Source organism: Azonexus sp. MM2026_4, assembly GCF_055901855.1.
Genome location: NZ_CM148380.1, coordinates 684,170 through 699,830, shown reverse-complemented (window position 1 = coordinate 699,830; position 15,661 = coordinate 684,170). Strand labels below are relative to the sequence as shown.

The 15,661-nt window shown below is 58.7% G+C and carries 16 protein-coding genes; 11 read left to right on the top strand and 5 right to left on the bottom strand.

The window, feature by feature from the left end; genetic code table 11:
* Window positions 1-24: 24 nt before the first annotated feature.
* From AC0KWY_RS03080 to AC0KWY_RS03065, 4 genes are read right to left on the bottom strand one after another with little or no spacing between them, the layout of a single operon-like run.
* Window positions 25-783: an SDR family oxidoreductase gene (locus tag AC0KWY_RS03080; RefSeq protein ID WP_474028180.1), complete on the bottom strand. Its 759-nt coding sequence runs from the start codon at window positions 781-783 to the stop codon at window positions 25-27.
* 49 nt (window positions 784-832) lie between these two features.
* On the bottom strand, window positions 833-1,855 hold the full coding sequence (locus AC0KWY_RS03075) for an alpha/beta fold hydrolase (protein WP_474028179.1): 1,023 nt from the start codon (window positions 1,853-1,855) through the stop codon (window positions 833-835).
* Window positions 1,848-3,272, bottom strand: coding sequence for an MFS transporter (locus AC0KWY_RS03070; protein WP_474028178.1), 1,425 nt, complete (start codon window positions 3,270-3,272; stop codon window positions 1,848-1,850). The genes AC0KWY_RS03075 and AC0KWY_RS03070 overlap by 8 nt, the downstream gene beginning before the upstream one ends.
* A gap of 22 nt (window positions 3,273-3,294) precedes the next feature.
* Window positions 3,295-4,113 carry an oxidoreductase gene (locus AC0KWY_RS03065; protein WP_474028177.1) on the bottom strand — a complete coding sequence of 273 codons (819 nt, stop codon included), beginning with the start codon at window positions 4,111-4,113 and terminating at the stop codon, window positions 3,295-3,297.
* 76 nt (window positions 4,114-4,189) lie between these two features.
* Between AC0KWY_RS03065 and AC0KWY_RS03060 the strand changes: the two genes are divergently transcribed.
* Window positions 4,190-4,615 (top strand): winged helix-turn-helix transcriptional regulator, encoded by a 426-nt coding sequence (locus AC0KWY_RS03060; RefSeq protein ID WP_474028176.1) that lies wholly within the window; start codon window positions 4,190-4,192, stop codon window positions 4,613-4,615.
* Window positions 4,616-4,865: 250 nt separating this feature from the next.
* Here the strand turns inward: AC0KWY_RS03060 and AC0KWY_RS03055 are convergent, their stop codons facing one another.
* Window positions 4,866-5,807, bottom strand: coding sequence for a LysR family transcriptional regulator (locus tag AC0KWY_RS03055; RefSeq protein WP_474028175.1), 942 nt, complete (start codon window positions 5,805-5,807; stop codon window positions 4,866-4,868).
* 143 nt (window positions 5,808-5,950) lie between these two features.
* Between AC0KWY_RS03055 and AC0KWY_RS03050 the strand changes: the two genes are divergently transcribed.
* The 10 genes from AC0KWY_RS03050 (at window position 5,951) to AC0KWY_RS03005 (ending at window position 15,520) form a co-directional block, all read left to right on the top strand.
* Window positions 5,951-7,156, top strand: a complete 1,206-nt coding sequence (locus tag AC0KWY_RS03050) for an aldo/keto reductase (protein WP_474028174.1) — start codon at window positions 5,951-5,953, stop codon at window positions 7,154-7,156.
* A 51-nt stretch (window positions 7,157-7,207) separates the two neighbouring features.
* Entirely contained in the window at window positions 7,208-8,041 is an 834-nt protein-coding gene (locus AC0KWY_RS03045; RefSeq protein ID WP_474028173.1) for an SDR family oxidoreductase, read from the top strand.
* A gap of 61 nt (window positions 8,042-8,102) precedes the next feature.
* A complete protein-coding gene (locus AC0KWY_RS03040; RefSeq protein ID WP_474028172.1) occupies window positions 8,103-9,254 on the top strand; it encodes an aldo/keto reductase in 1,152 nt (383 codons plus the stop codon).
* Window positions 9,255-9,259: 5 nt separating this feature from the next.
* A complete protein-coding gene (locus AC0KWY_RS03035) occupies window positions 9,260-9,733 on the top strand; it encodes a (R)-mandelonitrile lyase (RefSeq protein WP_474028171.1) in 474 nt (157 codons plus the stop codon).
* 29 nt (window positions 9,734-9,762) lie between these two features.
* The gene (locus tag AC0KWY_RS03030; protein WP_474028170.1) at window positions 9,763-10,593 is read left to right on the top strand and encodes an SDR family oxidoreductase; all 831 of its coding nucleotides are present in this window, start codon (window positions 9,763-9,765) and stop codon (window positions 10,591-10,593) included.
* 47 nt (window positions 10,594-10,640) lie between these two features.
* Window positions 10,641-11,792 (top strand): iron-containing alcohol dehydrogenase, encoded by a 1,152-nt coding sequence (locus AC0KWY_RS03025; RefSeq protein WP_474028169.1) that lies wholly within the window; start codon window positions 10,641-10,643, stop codon window positions 11,790-11,792.
* Window positions 11,789-12,397, top strand: a complete 609-nt coding sequence (locus tag AC0KWY_RS03020) for an NAD(P)H-binding protein (protein ID WP_474028168.1) — start codon at window positions 11,789-11,791, stop codon at window positions 12,395-12,397. The genes AC0KWY_RS03025 and AC0KWY_RS03020 overlap by 4 nt, the downstream gene beginning before the upstream one ends.
* A gap of 17 nt (window positions 12,398-12,414) precedes the next feature.
* A complete protein-coding gene (locus AC0KWY_RS03015) occupies window positions 12,415-13,398 on the top strand; it encodes an aldo/keto reductase (RefSeq protein WP_474028167.1) in 984 nt (327 codons plus the stop codon).
* Between the two features lie 26 nt (window positions 13,399-13,424).
* Window positions 13,425-14,276, top strand: coding sequence for an aldo/keto reductase (locus AC0KWY_RS03010; protein WP_474028166.1), 852 nt, complete (start codon window positions 13,425-13,427; stop codon window positions 14,274-14,276).
* Between the two features lie 23 nt (window positions 14,277-14,299).
* Window positions 14,300-15,520: a multidrug effflux MFS transporter gene (locus AC0KWY_RS03005; protein WP_474028165.1), complete on the top strand. Its 1,221-nt coding sequence runs from the start codon at window positions 14,300-14,302 to the stop codon at window positions 15,518-15,520.
* Window positions 15,521-15,661: the final 141 nt, after the last annotated feature.

Genomic DNA, 15,661 nt, shown 5'->3' with positions numbered 1-15,661 from the left:
GACTTCAGACCAATTCTGTTCAGCTCACATCGGTGGCGGATTGGCAATCAGATCGGCATTGAAGGCATTGATTAGCGCATGTTCGCCGGGACCGGGATTCGCGCGAACCGGACGAACAGCCTCGACGACGACTTCAGGAACTTCAGTGGCCAAGCCTTGCATTGTTTCAGCGATGAAGGCATCAACCGGCATGGCACGGGGGTCACCACTTTTCTTGATGAGATCGGTATCGACCCAGGGCGGTGCAATTTCCTGCACGGTGACATTCGTGTCGCGCAGCATGAAGCGTTGCGACAGCGCGTACGAATGCAGGGCTGCCTTCGAAGCGGAATAAACCGCGCTCGGCGCAAGCGGCAGATAAGCCAGAATTGACGTGTTGTAGATAATCGTCGCTCGCGGTTGGCGCTTCAGGTGCTCGATCAGCACGGAGGTCAGAAGGATCGGGCCTAGCAGGTTGGTATCGACGATGCGGCGAGAAACGGCCTCATCGATATGGCCCCCGGCATCATCGAAAGGCATGATGCCAGCGTTGTTGATTAGCACATTGAGGGTCGGATAGCGGGCGATCAGGGTTGGTGCCACAACGTTGATGCTGACCGGATCGGCGACATCCAGTTCGATGGCTTCCATGCCGGGATTAGCAGAGCAAACCTCTTCAAGTAGCGCCTTGCGGCGCCCTGCGATGATGACTTTGTTGCCCAGTTGATGGAAGGCTTCGGCAAGTCCCCGGCCGATGCCGGATGCGCCACCTGTGATCAATATCGTGTTTTGTTCAAGTTTCAAGATGTGTCCTTTTGAGATGTGAAGCGGAATAAATCAAATTGTTCAGAGCTCAGGCCTTGCGCGTTCCCTTGACGAATGCACCGATCTGCGTGGCCGCAATTCCCGGATATTGGTGGTGCGGTCCGTGGCCGGCCTTCGGATAGGTGATCAGGTTCAGCGTCGGCAACTGACCGTTCAGGGCGTACCAGTTCTCGATCGGGAAGATGATGTCGTGATCGGCGCCGAGATGAAGGATGGGGGTCGTCGTGGTTTTCAAGACATGAAGCACTTCGTCCGACGGAAAGACCGGGTTCCGCGGTGTGTTACCGATCTGGGCGATGGCCCAATCGGCCGGAACGTCCGGACTTCTCTCAATCTTTTGCCCCATGATGCGATCGAATGAACGCTTGGAGGCAGCCCGACTGCCTTCGTCCTTCGGTTCAAAGAAAATGGTGGTGAAGTTATCCAGAGCGATGCCCGGCACGGCGGCAGCGTCATAGAAAAGTTGCTCGGCCGGCTTGACGAGCGTTCCGGGGGGCGTCGTGGCCAGCAATACGACGTGGCTGACGTTGGCGCCAAACATGGCCAGGAATATCTGCGCCACGATGCCGCCTATCGACCAGCCCGCGATCACGACATCCTTGAGGCCGAGTGCATCAACCAGATCCTTGGCATCCTTGACCATGGCGCCCGGGTTGTAGGTCTTCTCGCCAGTCGAAAGACCGAGTCCCGAGTAGTCGAAGGTGACAACCTGGAAGCCTTCCGCTGCCAAAGCATCGATGAAGGCCGGATCCCAGAGACCCAGCACGCCGCGAAAGCGATGGCAGAGCACAAAGGGCTTGCCTGTTCCCACAGAGCGGTAGGCGATTCGTCGACCATCAACTTCGACAAAACTCGTAACCGCGGTGGCCGCGCTATTGCCCTTAGCATGCTTGTCCCGGGGACGTGCGTTTGCCGGCAGTGAGACGGCAAGGGCTGCTGCCATGGCGGCGCCGGCCGTCAGTACCTGACGACGGGACACCGGCTCAGCGCCGCTGATTTCGCTATTGGTTGCAGATATGGCTGTCGTGTCAGCAGTCTTGGAACTATTCATGGCATGCTTCCTTTGTTGGTGTGAAAAGAGGTTTTGCTCTGGTTTTCGTGTTTACGCCAAAGCAGATCGCCAGCGTCAGCAGGGCAAGCCCCGCATAGCACAGGCTCAAAATTTTGAAGTCTTCGAGCATCAGGTTCTGATGCCCGACCAGCACGACCGTCAGGGCAACGCCAAGGACACTTCCGAACTGCCTTATCGCCTGGTTGACCGCGCTTCCAGCGCCGTATTGATGCGGCAGCAAAGTAGCGACTGCAGCGCCTGATAATGAAGGCATGGCCATGCCGACGCCGATGCCGGTAAGTAGCTGACTAGGCAACCAGTGCTGCAGATAGTGCGCATCGACACCGGGCACGGTGGCTTGCCAAAGCCCTCCCAGAGCGAGCATCAGGCACCCAGCGATGAGCAGTGGGCGATGCCCGGCTCGTGCGGCAATCTTGCCGGACAACATGGCGACGGGTACGACCATGAGCGGACCGGGCGTGATGGCCAGACCGGCTTGCGGCAGCGTGTAATGCCAGATGCCAGTCATGAAAAAGAAGAAACCAAAGAACATCATCGAGAAGGCCATCCCGAAAACCAGCGAGGCGAGGTTGACCGCCCGATAGCTCGGATTGGCGAACAGCCGCATGTCGAACGCGGGGTTCGGGTGGTGTCGTGCCCAGCGGGAGAATCCCCACAGCATGACGCCGCCGAAAATGCTGCCGCCCAATACCTGTGGGTGCCCCCAGCCCAGCGCCTCGACGCGAACGACGGCCCAGGTCAGGGTTGCCACGCCGACGATGAGCAGGCACACGCCGACCATGTCCAGCGGCGCGACCGGCTCCGTCCGGTGGGATTCGGTGAGGCGGGTCTGGGCGCGCCAGATCGACCATAGCGCCGGCGGCAGGTTGATGAAGAAGGCCCAGCGCCAGCCCAGATTGTCGACCAGCAGGGAACCCAGGCTTGGCCCGATGGCCGCGGCCAAGCCGCCCACCGCGCCCCACAGACTGACCGCAACGGCACGTTTTTCGATTGGAAAGGCTTCAAGCACGATAGCCAGCGACGCGGGAGTCAGCAGTGCAGCGCCAAAAGCTTGAAGTACGCGGGCAGCAACCAGCCAGTAGATGCCGGGCGCCAGGCCGCAGGCCAGGGAGCCCGCAAGAAAGAGAGCAACCCCGGCGGTGAAGATGCGCTTGCGGCCATGGCTGTCGGCAAGCTTGCCGGCCGGCACCAACATGGCCGCATAGACGACCGTGTAGGCATTTAGCACCCACGATGCATCTGCGGGGCTGCTCTCGGGAAAGCTCTGGCGCAGCCTTGAAAATGCCGCGAAGAGCACAGTCGAGTCGATCGAAACGAGAAATACCGCGACACATGCCGTGAAAAAGACCGGCCAGGGCGAAGAGGACGGTTGATTGGCCCGAGGAATGGCGATCACGGATGTGTCCTTTGGCGATGAATCAGCGGAGCCCGAAGTCTTTCCGGATACTTGCATCAACAGCGCCGGCCGGCATGAAACGCCGCAATTTGCTCAACAGCGCAGCCTGGCCTTTGGGCGGACGACGCATGCGCCACTTGCAACGGGCTGCCGCTACGATCGTCTTGGCGACTACGTCCGGCTCCGGCGCGCCATTGACGTTCTCGGCGATCTTGCGTGCGACGACGGTACGTTCGGCGTCATAAGCCTGAACCTTCGCGTTGGCCTGAGGAGCGTTAATGTCCAGACTGGTTTTGGTATATGCCGGCTCGACCAGCACCACCCGGATACCGAAATCGCGTACCTCGTGGTCGAGGGTCTCGGACAATCCCTCGACGGCATGCTTGGAAGCCGCGTAGATCCCCATGTACGGTGCCGGAATAAATCCCAGCACCGAGCTGACGTTGACGATCCGCCCCGAACGCTGTGCTCGCATCTGTGGCAACACCGCCTGCGTCGTCCGCAGTATCCCGAAGACGTTGGTATCGAACACCGACTGCGCCTCGGTAATCGACGTTTCCTCGAGCGAGCCGACCAGGGAGACCCCGGCGTTATTGACCAGCACGTCGATGCGCTTGGCATCGTCGATGACCGACTGAATTCCGCGCTTTACGGACGCTTCATCGCGCACATCCATTTCAACCAAGGTCACGCCGGGTATCGCCTGCGCTTTGCTCAGATTGCGCACGGTGCCGAATACCTTGTTTTGCTTGGCAAACAATTCTGCAGTGGTGCGCCCTATTCCTGAAGAGACTCCAGTTACGACAACAACTAAAGGAGATGACATAGAAATTCCTTTCATTTGCTATTCATTTCAATTCGACGAAGCTTATTAGCAAGTAACTTGCAAATCACAAGTCACATGCTACGAGTGTTACTTGCAAATTGCAAGCGACAGGGTTAAAATTTTTCCCATGGAGAAAAGCAATCCGAAAAACGCATGCCCCGAGGGCTCTCGCTCGACCTGCCCGATCGCCAACGTGCTGGACATCATTGGTGACAAATGGACGCTGCTTGTGGTCCGAGATTTGTTACTGTCGGATAAGCACCGCTATGGTGAATTTCAATCCTCACCGGAGGCAATACCAACCAATATCCTGGCTGAACGCTTAAAGCGCCTGGAGGCCGCAGGCCTCGTCAAAAAAGAGTTCTATCAGGACAATCCGCCGCGAGCTGAATACTTTCTCACGCGCAAAGGAGCCGATTTAGGACCCATATTGCAAGCGATGGGACAGTGGGGAAAACAATACATACCAGGCGTTATAGTTCCCGAGCGATTCAAGCAGCCAGAGATCAGGGACTAGCCTCGCGTCGTGGCAAGGCGCCCTTGCCGCTGTCGGCGACCGCGGCCGAAGCGGCAGGCTTGCATCGACTTGGTCGGCTAATGGTTTACACCAGCCGGGGCACCGGCTACTGGGGTCCTCCCAAACGCTTTGCTTCCCCTTCGGAAATCACTCTACTACGCTTGGTTGCTGCGTGACGGGGCGAATCGGGAGGTAAATTCGGTGAGCACGCCAGATTTCCTCCTCTGCTCAAAACGAATGCCATCTATGTTTATTGGTGACTCTTCAGTTCCAGATCCGTCAACGCGAAGTCAAATTTTTCGCCCAGCCGTTCAAGAGCGAATTCGATGAATCGACGAACGCGCGCCGGCTGGGCGCGCCGGCTTCCATAGTAGAGATAAACCCCCATATGGTCGGTCATGTGTTGAAGCAAGACGGGTCTGAGTCTTCCGGCACGGATATGGGGAGCGGCCGAGATGGCCGACAACTGCCCTATCGCCCGGCCATCCAGGACAGCCTGCAATTCGAGTTCGATGTCGTTGGTGGATAGCGCCGGGGGCAAGTCGCGCCTGACCACGTCACCATCGACTTTCAGATACCAGGGAAACACCTGGCCGGTTGCCGGATGACGGAATACGCTACAGCGATGCTCGGACAGGTCTTCCAGGCGCTGTGGCACGCCGTGGCGTTCCAGATAGGCCGGTGAGGCGCAGACAATCAACTGTACGGGAAAGAGCTTGCGAGCGATCAGCCCCTCTTCCGGAGGAGCGCCGATCCGGAATCCGACATCAGCACGTTCCAGCACCCAGTTGCCCACGTGATCATCCAGATGCAGGTCGGGTTGTATCTCCGGGTATTGCTGACAGAAGGCATCGACCAGCGGCCAAATCACCGGGACAAAACCTGAGCGGGGTGCGGCAATGTGCAAAGGACCGGCAATTTCATCCTTGGAGCTGCGCACGCGCTGTAGGGCGCGCTCCAGCATGGCTAACGCAGGCTGGGCGGCCTCTAGCAACTGCTGCCCTTCTTCGGTCAGTGAAATGCTTCGCGTTGTTCGATGTAGCAATCGAACGCCCAGATGTTGCTCCAGTTGCGCCATGGCCTGACTGGCCGCTTGCGGGCTCATGCCCTGCGCCGCTGCGGCCTTGCGCAGGCTACCCAACTCGACCGCCTTGGCAAAGGTTTCCATCGCGCGCAATTCGTTAATCGGCATGTGCTCTCCCCATCGACTAAATCACAGGTAATTATCAATTTTTTATTGCTACTGATGCAATGTTTATGCCGCTATTCAATAGACAGTAGGGCAATTAATCTTCAGTTCACCAAATCAACCCACCAAACAGCAGGAGAACAGCCATGCAATCCTCCGACCAGAACAAAACCGAACGCATCTCCCAAGGACGCAGGGATTTCATCACGAGCTCGATGTTGCTGGCCGCCATGTCTCTGGTGTCGGGTAACGTGACCGCGGCCACCAAAAATGCCCAGGCCAGCAAGGAAAGCATGCCGATGCGCCAGCTCGGTGCTCTTCCAGTCTCCGCTATTGGCCTGGGCTGCATGAACATGGCCTGGGGGTTCGCACCTCCCATTGCCAAAGCCGATGCCGTTCGCCTGATTCAGGAAGCCTATGAACAGGGGGTCACCTACTTCGATTCGGCTGAGGTCTACGGCCCCTATATCAGCGAGGAGTATGTCGGCGCGGCACTCAAACCGGTGCGCGACAAGGTGGTGATCGCCAGCAAGTTCGGCTTCGCCATCGACAATGCCGGACAGATTCGCGGCCTAAATAGCCGGCCGGAGCATATTCGCGAAGTGGTCGAAGCCTCCTTGAAGCGCCTCGACACGGATGTCATCGACCTGTTGTACCAACACCGTGTCGATCCCAAGGTGCCCATCGAAGACGTCGCCGGCACGGTCAAACAGTTGATCAAGGAAGGCAAGGTGAAGCATTTCGGCTTGTCCGAAGCGGGTGCTGCGACGATACGTCGAGCCCATACCGAGCAAACTGTAGCCGCCATCCAGAACGAATACTCCATCTGGTCACGTGATCCAGAGGGTGAGGTGCTGCCGCTTTGCGAAGAACTGGGCATCGGCTTGGTCGCCTGGGGACCTCTCGGCAAGGGTTATTTGACCGGGACCATCCCGGCCAGCGCCACCTTTGCCAAGGGGATTGATCTGCGCGCCAGCATGCCGCGCTTTACCCGCGAAGCGATGCTTGCCAACCGGCCCGTGGTCGCCTTATTGGAAAACGTTGCCCAACGTCACGGGGTATTGCCCGGCCAGATTGCACTGGCCTGGTTGCTCGCCCGCAAGCCGTGGATCGTTCCCATTCCTGGCACGACCAAGATCACCCATCTGCGTGAAAACGTTGCTGCGGCCCAGATCAAGCTGACCGCCAACGACTTGCAGGACATCGAGACAGGTTTCGCCAAACTCCAAGTCATTGGTGAGCGTGGGGCCGAAGCCGTGATGGCACTGATCGACGTGGGTGCCCGGGCTGGTACAGCGTCCGCAGGTGGACACGGCATTTCGCCGTTGCGCAATGAAGTGCCTTCTCGCTAGTCGATGTTGAAGGCAGAAGAAATCATCAACTTTTAAAAACAGGAGACTCAAATGAACAACGAAGTCGTAGTCATTATTGGAGCAGGCGGTATCGGACTCGCCATTGCCCGTCGTCAGGGTTTCGGAAAAACCATCCTGCTCGCAGATTTCAACGAAAAAACGCTGTCGACCGCAGCGAAATCTTTGGAAGAGGCCAGTTACACCGTTGCCACGCAAGTCGTCGATGTCTCGTCGCGAGCCTCGGTCCGCGCACTGGCCGATACGGCAGCAGCGCTGGGCAAGGTCGTAAATGTCGTCAACACCGCCGGCCTGTCACCCAACATGGCACCTGTCGCCCGGGTGCTGGAGGTCGATCTTTACGGTACGGCGGTCGTGTTTGAAGAATTCGAACGGGTCATTGCGCCAGCCGGCGCCGGCCTCGTCATCTCCAGCATGGCCGGCCACATGTTGCCGGCTTTGACGCAGGAGCAGGATCACGCGCTGGCTTTCACCCCCGCCGACGAATTGCTTGCCCTGCCCTTCCTGCAGCCCGACGCCGTTCCCAATTCGATGATCGGCTACATGATGGCCAAGCGCGCCAACAACCTCCGTGTTCAGGCAGCCGCCATTACGTGGGGAGCACGCGGCGCCCGCGTCAACTCGATCAGCCCGGGAATCATCGCAACGCCGCTCGCCCAACACGAATTGAATTCGCCGATCGGCGATGGCTATCGCGCCATGATTGCCGCCTCCCCTGTTGGGCGGATGGCACCGCCCGATGAAATTGCCATCGCCGCAGGCTATCTGCTTGGACCAGACGCGGGCTTCGTGACCGGCAGTGATCTGTTGATCGACGGCGGCGTCATCGCAGCAATGCGTGCCGGGAAATTACCTACCCCGGCCTGACAAGGGCCTCAAGCCAGGAATCGGTTCCTGAAGCCCAAAACGTGACAGTTGGAGGAATACCATGAGCAAACATCGAAATACATTTGATCCACAGAGTTATCGTCGTCGCGAATTGATGGCTGCCGGGATAGCCCTCGCTGTCACAGCGCTACCGACCAAGGCCTTTTCCGGTAGTTCTGCCAAGGCTGCACCCGAGATACCCAAACGCAAGCTCGGGGGACTCGAGGTATCGGCCATTGGTTTGGGCTGTATGACCATGAACGGAGGGCAGTACAACCCGCCGAAAGACACGCAGGAAATGGTTGCCTTGATTCATCGGGCGGTGGATCGAGGCGTTACGTATTTCGACACGGCCGAGGTCTACGGCCCCTTCGTCAATGAAGAACTGGTGAGCAAGGCCTTGGCACCGTTCAAGGGAAAGGTGGTCATCGGCACCAAGTTCGGCTTCGAGATCGACGCTAACGGGCGCCGTACCGGTGGCCTGAACAGCCGTCCTGAGCATATTCGCCAGGTCGTAGATGCTTCTTTGAAGCGCCTGAACATCGAAACCATCGACCTGCTTTACCAGCACCGTGTCGATCCAAAAGTGCCCATCGAGGATGTGGCTGGGGCAGTCAAGGACTTGATCGCCCAGGGCAAGGTCAAGCATTTCGGGCTTTCCGAGCCTGGCATGAAAACCCTGCGCCGGGCGCATGCCATCCACCCCGTAGCCGCTGTTCAGAACGAATACTCCCTGCTGTGGCGTGGGCCGGAACTAGAGGAACTTGCCATCTTCGAGGAATTGGGTATCGGCCTGGTCGCGTGGAGCCCGCTGGGCCTGGGTTTGCTGACCGGCAAGTTGGGCCCGAACTCGCGCTTTGATAGCCCGGGCTATACCGACTATCGCAGCTTCAACCCGCGCTTCACCCCGGAAAATCTGAAGGCCAACATGCCGCTGGTCGACATGCTGCAAACCTGGGCCAAGCGCAAGGAAGCAACACCAGCCCAGGTCGCGCTTGCCTGGTTGCTGGCCCAACGCCCGTGGATCGTGCCCATCCCTGGCACCACCAACCCGGCCCATCTCGACGAAGATCTTGGTGCGCTGTCTGTTCAGTTCTCTCCCGCCGAGTTGCGCCAATTCAATACTGAGCTTGCCGGCATCACCGTTCATGGCGTGCGTCTCCGCCCAGAACTTTTGGTTATGTCAGGCCAAGAAGCCCCCGCCAAGGAGTAACACTAGTGAAAACATTGATTGCCGCCGTCTCTACCGCTGGCTTGATTGCTGGCGCGGTGAACGCAGAAGAATCCCGTGACGTTCAAGTCACCCGTATCGGTACCCAAGCATCCGTGACTGGCCCAAGCGACTTCTTTTCCGGGAAAGTACGTATCGATGCCCCGTTCAAAGGCAGCGGACAAGCGCGCGTTAGCGGTGCCACCGTCACCTTCGAGCCTGGTGCACGAACCGCCTGGCATACCCATCCCTTGGGACAGACTTTGATCGTGACAGCCGGCGCAGGACGAGTTCAGCAATGGGGAAACCAGATACAGGAGATCCACCCCGGCGATACGGTCTGGATTCCCCCCGGGGTCAAGCATTGGCATGGTGCCTCCCCGACTGTTGCCATGAGCCATATTGCCATTGCCGAGGCACTCGATAGCCAGGTTGTGACGTGGATGGAAAAGGTCAGTGATGACCAATATGGCAATCGATAGACCGACCTGAAGAGCGAAAGGAAAAGATCATGAGCGAAGTTGTTGTTGTCATTGGCCCGGGTTCGATTGGACAAGCCATCGCCCGACGGGTCGGTACGGGTAAACAGGTTCTGCTGGCTGATCTGCGTGAAGAGAATGCGCAGGCCGCCGCCAAGACCTTGCTCGATGCCGGATTCGAAGTCAGTACCGCATCGGTGGATATTTCGTCACGCCAGTCGATCCATGCACTGGTTGAGCAAGCCCAGGCACTCGGTGACATTACCGGGCTGATTCATGCAGCAGGCGTCTCGCCGACCCAGGCATCCCCCGAAACTATTCTGCGGGTGGATCTCTACGGCACAGCCGTCATTTTGGAAGAGTTCGGCAATGTGATTGCCCGCGGCGGGTCTGGTGTGGTCATCGCCTCCCAATCCGGCCATCGTCTGCCGGCGCTCACCGAGGCACAAGACAAGGCCCTGGCACTTACCCCGGCCGATGAACTGCTGGCCCTGCCGATGCTGCAACCTGAGCAGGTGATCGATCCACTCAGAGCCTATCAACTCTCCAAGCGAGGCAATTCTCTGCGGGTCATGGCCGAGGCGGTTCGCTGGGGCAAACGTGGGGCCCGGATCAACACGATCAGCCCCGGCATCATCATCACGCCGCTCGCCCGCGACGAACTCTCCGGTCCACGTGGCCCTGGTTACCGACGGATGATCGACCTATGTGCGGTCGGCCGTGCCGGAACACCGGATGAAGTCGGCAACGTTGCCGCCTTGCTCATGGGGCCGGATGGCGCCTTCATTACCGGCAGCGATTTTCTGATGGATGGCGGAGTGACCGCCGCCTACTGGTTTGGCGACCTGGCACCCAGCCAATAAAACACACATCTGAAAAATTACCTTTCAGACATTAACGAGGAATCGAGATGGAAAATTTCACCTTCTTTAATCCAACGAAGATCGAATTCGGCACCGGCAAGGAGCAACTGATCGGCCAAATCCTGGCTGAACACGGTGCCAAAAAAGTGCTGCTGTGCTTTGGCAGCGACCGCATCAAGCGCGACGGACTGTTTGCGATCGTCAGCAAGAGCCTGAACGAGCATGCCGTGCAGTTCGTGGAATGCGGCGGCATCGTCAGCAACCCGGTCATTTCCAAGGTCCGTGAGGCCATTGCCCTGGCACGCACCCATCAGGTCGATGCGATCCTCAGCGTGGGTGGCGGTTCGGTGCTGGACAGTGCCAAAGCCATCGCGGCCGGGGCACGCTACGACGGTGACGTATGGGATCTTTTTATCGGCAAGGGCAGCATCCATGCCGCATTGCCAGTATTCGACATCCTGACGCTGGCAGCCACCGGCAGCGAGATGAACAACGGGGCCGTAGTCACCAACGAGGAAACCAAGGAAAAATTCGCCATCGGTTCGGTACATACCTTTCCCAAGGTGTCGATCGTCAATCCGGCACTCATGCAATCCGTGTCGCGTGACTATCTGGTGTACTCCGCTGCCGACATCATTGCGCATTCGATTGAAGGCTACTTTACCGCCAAGGAGCAACCCCGTTTCCACTCGCGCATGGTCGAAGCCATCATCAACACGGCGATCGAGACGACTGAAACCCTGCTCGAAAACCCCCAGGACTACCACGCCCGTGCCGAGTTTGCCTGGTCGGCCACGCAGGCGCTGAATGGCCTGATCTATGCTGGCACTGCCGGATTCAGCTACCCCAACCACATGATCGAACATTCCTTGTCGGCGCTCTTCAATGTGCCGCATGGCGCTGGTCTGTCGGTAATCATGCCCGCCTGGATGAAGTGGTATCACAGCCGCAACCCGGCACAGTTCCAACGGTTTGCAAAATACGTCTTTGGCCTGGACAGCGCTGAGCAGGGCATTGCTGCATTGGAGAAGTGGTTCGACAAGATCGGCACGCCGACCCGACTTTCACAACTGGGGATTACCGAAGCCGATTTGCCAAGAACCATCGAAAACGTCCTGGGTAATGCCCAGTGGTTTGGCATCGCCGACATTTACACCCGGGAGGTTGTAAGCACCATTCTCAACAAGGCCCTGCAATGAGTCTGAACGTACTGATTCTCGGGGCTGGCGGCCAGATTGCACAGGTTGCCAGCAACCTCTTTCTGGACACGACCGATGTCCATTTGACGCTGTATTTGCGTAACGCCAAGCGCCTGAGAGGTTTCGATGGAGAACGGGTTCGCGTCGTCGAAGGCGACGTGTTGGATTTGCCGACCTTGACGGCTGCAATGGTCGGGCAGGACGTGGTTTACGTCAATTTAGACGGCCCGTTAAAAAAACTAGCTCAGAACATCGTTGCCGCCATGAAGGAAACCGGCGTGCGCCGTGTCATCTTCGTCAGTTCAATGGGCATCTACGAGGAAGTGCCTGGCGAACCGTACCGCAGCGTTCTCGATCCTTACCGGGACGGAGCGGCAGTCATTGAGGCATCCGGTCTGGATTACACGATCATCCGCCCCGCCTGGCTGAACAACCGTGATGAGATTGCCTATGGCATTACGCGCAAGGGCGAATCATTCAAGGCCAAGGACGAGAGTGTTTCTCGCAAGAGCGTCGCTCATTTGATTGTTCAGCTAGCGACCACCCCTGGACTGGAAATCGGTGGCAGCTTAGGGGTTCATAAAGCAACAAATCAACACGGCTAATCGACATGAAAACAGCAATGCAAAAACGCAAACTCGGGAATAGCGGACTTGAAGTTTCGGCGCTCGGCTTGGGCTGTATGGGCATGAGCATGGCCTACGGCCCGCCGGCCGACAAGCAAGACATGATTTCCTTGATCCATCAAGCCGTGGATTGGGGTGTCAACTTCTTTGATACCGCGGAAATTTATGGCCCCTACATCAACGAGGAACTGCTCGGCGAGGCGCTTGCCCCTTTCAAGGGGAAGGTCGTCATTGCCACCAAATTCGGTATCCGATTCGATGGCATGCAACAGACGCAGTGCAGTCGGCCGGAGCAGATCCGTCTCAGCATTGAAGGCTCTCTGAAACGCTTAGGTGTTGAGGCCATCGATCTCTATTATCAGCACCGTGTCGATCCGGATGTCCCGATTGAGGATGTTGCCGGAACGGTCAAACAACTCATCGAAGCAGGCAAGGTCAAGCACTTTGGGATGTCGGAGGCCGGGGTGCAGACCATCCGCCGGGCCCATGCGGTGCAGCCCCTGACGGCAGTGCAGAGCGAATATTCCCTGTGGTGGCGCCGACCGGAAGAGGAACTGCTGCCCACCTTGGAGGAACTGGGGATCGGTTTCGTGCCCTTCAGTCCCTTGGGCAAGGGTTTCCTGACCGGCAAGATCGACGAGAACACCAAGTTCGAAGGCAGCGACTTCCGCAATATCGTGCCGCGCTTCTCCGAGGAAGCGCGCCGGGCCAATCGTTCCCTGGTGGACCTGCTCACCGGCATCGCCGTGGCCAAGGATGCTTCTCCCGCCCAGATCGCTCTGGCCTGGCTGCTGGCCAAGAAGCCCTGGATCGTACCCATTCCCGGCACCACCAAGACCCACCGCCTGGAGGAGAACCTGGGGGCTACCTGGGTTGAACTCTCCTTGGCCGAGTTGCAGCGGATCGAGGCCGCCGCCGGGCAAATCCGGATCGTGGGCGAACGCTATCCCGAAGCCCTGGAAAAACGAACGGGGCTGTAATTGTCCCGACACGGAAGGAGATGCAAATGTTGGAAGTTACCCTGAACAATGGCGTCCGCATGCCCATCCTCGGGTATGGCGTATTCCAGATTGCCGATGCGGCCGAGTGCGAGCGCTGCGTCGTGGAGGCAGTGCAGGCCGGTTATCGGCTGATTGATACCGCCGCCTCCTACAAGAACGAGGAAGCGGTTGGTCGGGGCATCAAATCCAGCGGCATCCCCCGAGACCAACTCTTCATCACCACCAAGCTGTGGGTGGAAGATGCGGGCTACGAACGCACCCGGGCTGCCATCGACAACTCCTTGCGCCGCCTTGGTCTGGAGTACCTGGACCTCTACCTGATTCATCAGCCGTATTCGGATGTGCACGGTGCCTGGCGGGCGATGGAAGAAGCCTACAAAGCGGGCAAGCTGCGCGCCATCGGGCTCAGCAATTTCCAGCCCGACCGGCTGATGGACATCGCTGCCTTCAATCAGATCACGCCTGCTGTAAATCAGATCGAGGTCAATCCCTTCCACCAGCAGACGGAAAGCGTCGATTTCATGGCTGGGCTGGGTGTGCAGCCGGAAGCCTGGGCCCCCTTTGCCGAAGGACGGAACAATCTATTTCAGAACGAGCAGTTGCTGGCCATTGCCAACCGGTATGGCAAGACGGTCGGCCAGGTGGTGCTGCGCTGGCTGGTGCAACGGGGCATCGTGGCCCTGGCCAAGTCGGTCCGCAAAGAGCGCATGCAGGAAAACCTGGCGGTATTCGACTTTGAGCTTTCCCCCGATGACTTGAGCCAGATTGCCCAACTGGAAACCGGGACCAGCAGCTTTTTCTCCCATCGTGACCCGGCCATCGTCAAATGGATGAGCGAGCGGCGACTGGATACCTGAGACAAAACTGGCTGATCAGACGAATGAACAACGACAAATCACTGTCGCCTACCAGAGATTCGAGCTCGACTCAGGCGCAAAGCTTCAAGGTGCTGGCCATCCTGAGCACCCTGATGTCCTTCGCGTCCATTTCCACAGACCTCTACCTGCCGGCATTGCCGGCCATGGGGGCTTCCCTGCATGCGGATGCGGGAGCGGTGGAGCTGACCATTTCCGGCTACCTGATCGGTTTCAGCATCGGTCAACTGTTCTGGGGACCGATTAGCGACCGATATGGCCGCCGCCTGCCCGTCGCCCTGGGGCTGCTGTTGTTCATCGTGGGTTCGGCGGGTTGCGCCCTGTCCACCAGCGTGCCGATGATGATCGGCTGGCGCCTGGTGCAGGCGGTGGGGGCCTGCGCCAATGTGGTGCTCTCCCGGGCCATGGTACGCGATCTCTATGCGGGCCATCAGGCTGCCCGGATGCTATCGGTGTTGATCACCGCCATGGCTGTCGCCCCTCTGATCGGCCCCAGCCTGGGGGGGCTGATCCTCCATGTAGCCTCGTGGCACGCCATCTTCTGGCTGCTGGTGGGGGTAGGCCTGCTCACCCTCTGGTCCCTGAAGGTTCTCCCGGAAACCTTGCCACCGGAACGGCGCAACGCCCAGTCCATCCTTTCGGCCTTTCTGGGCTACGCGCAACTGCTGCGCCATCCCAGACTGCTAGCCTATGCGGGAGTTGGCGGAAGCTTCTATGGCGGCATGTTTGCCTACGTCGCCGGCACCCCGGCGGCCTATATCTCCCATCATCAGGTATCGCCCCAGCGCTACGGCCTGCTCTTCGCTCTTGGCATTGTCGGCATCATGGTGGCGAACCAGCTCAACGCCCGCCTGGTGCGCCGCTTCGGCATCGACCGCCTGATTCGTTTCGGTGCGGGGCTGGCGACCATCTCCGGTGCTGTAGCCGCTCTCGATGCCTGGCATGACTGGGGCAGCCTCTGGGGGTTGGTGGTGCCGCTTTTCTTCTTTGCCTCGGCCACGGGCTTCATCGTCGCCAACGCCATCGTGGGCGCGCTGGAAAGCTACCCGGAGCGAGCCGGCTCCGTCTCGGCCCTGATAGGTGCCCTGCAGTACGGTACCGGAATTTTCGGTTCGGCCTGCGTCGGCCACTTCGCAAACGGCACGCCCTTCCCTATGGGGCTGACCATTGCAGGCTTCGGATTGGGCAGTCTTCTGTTCTGTTTGGGACTCCGATCAAAAAAGTAGCGCCCAAGCCTAAATCCCCTTCTTAAATGCCTGCATTGATGGGGAAGTTGTCTTACATCGTCGTATATCTGCATTCAAAGGCAGTGAGTTCGCAGGCCGACAAGGTCAAATCCGTGTTGTCGGTAAACCGGTTCACAGCAA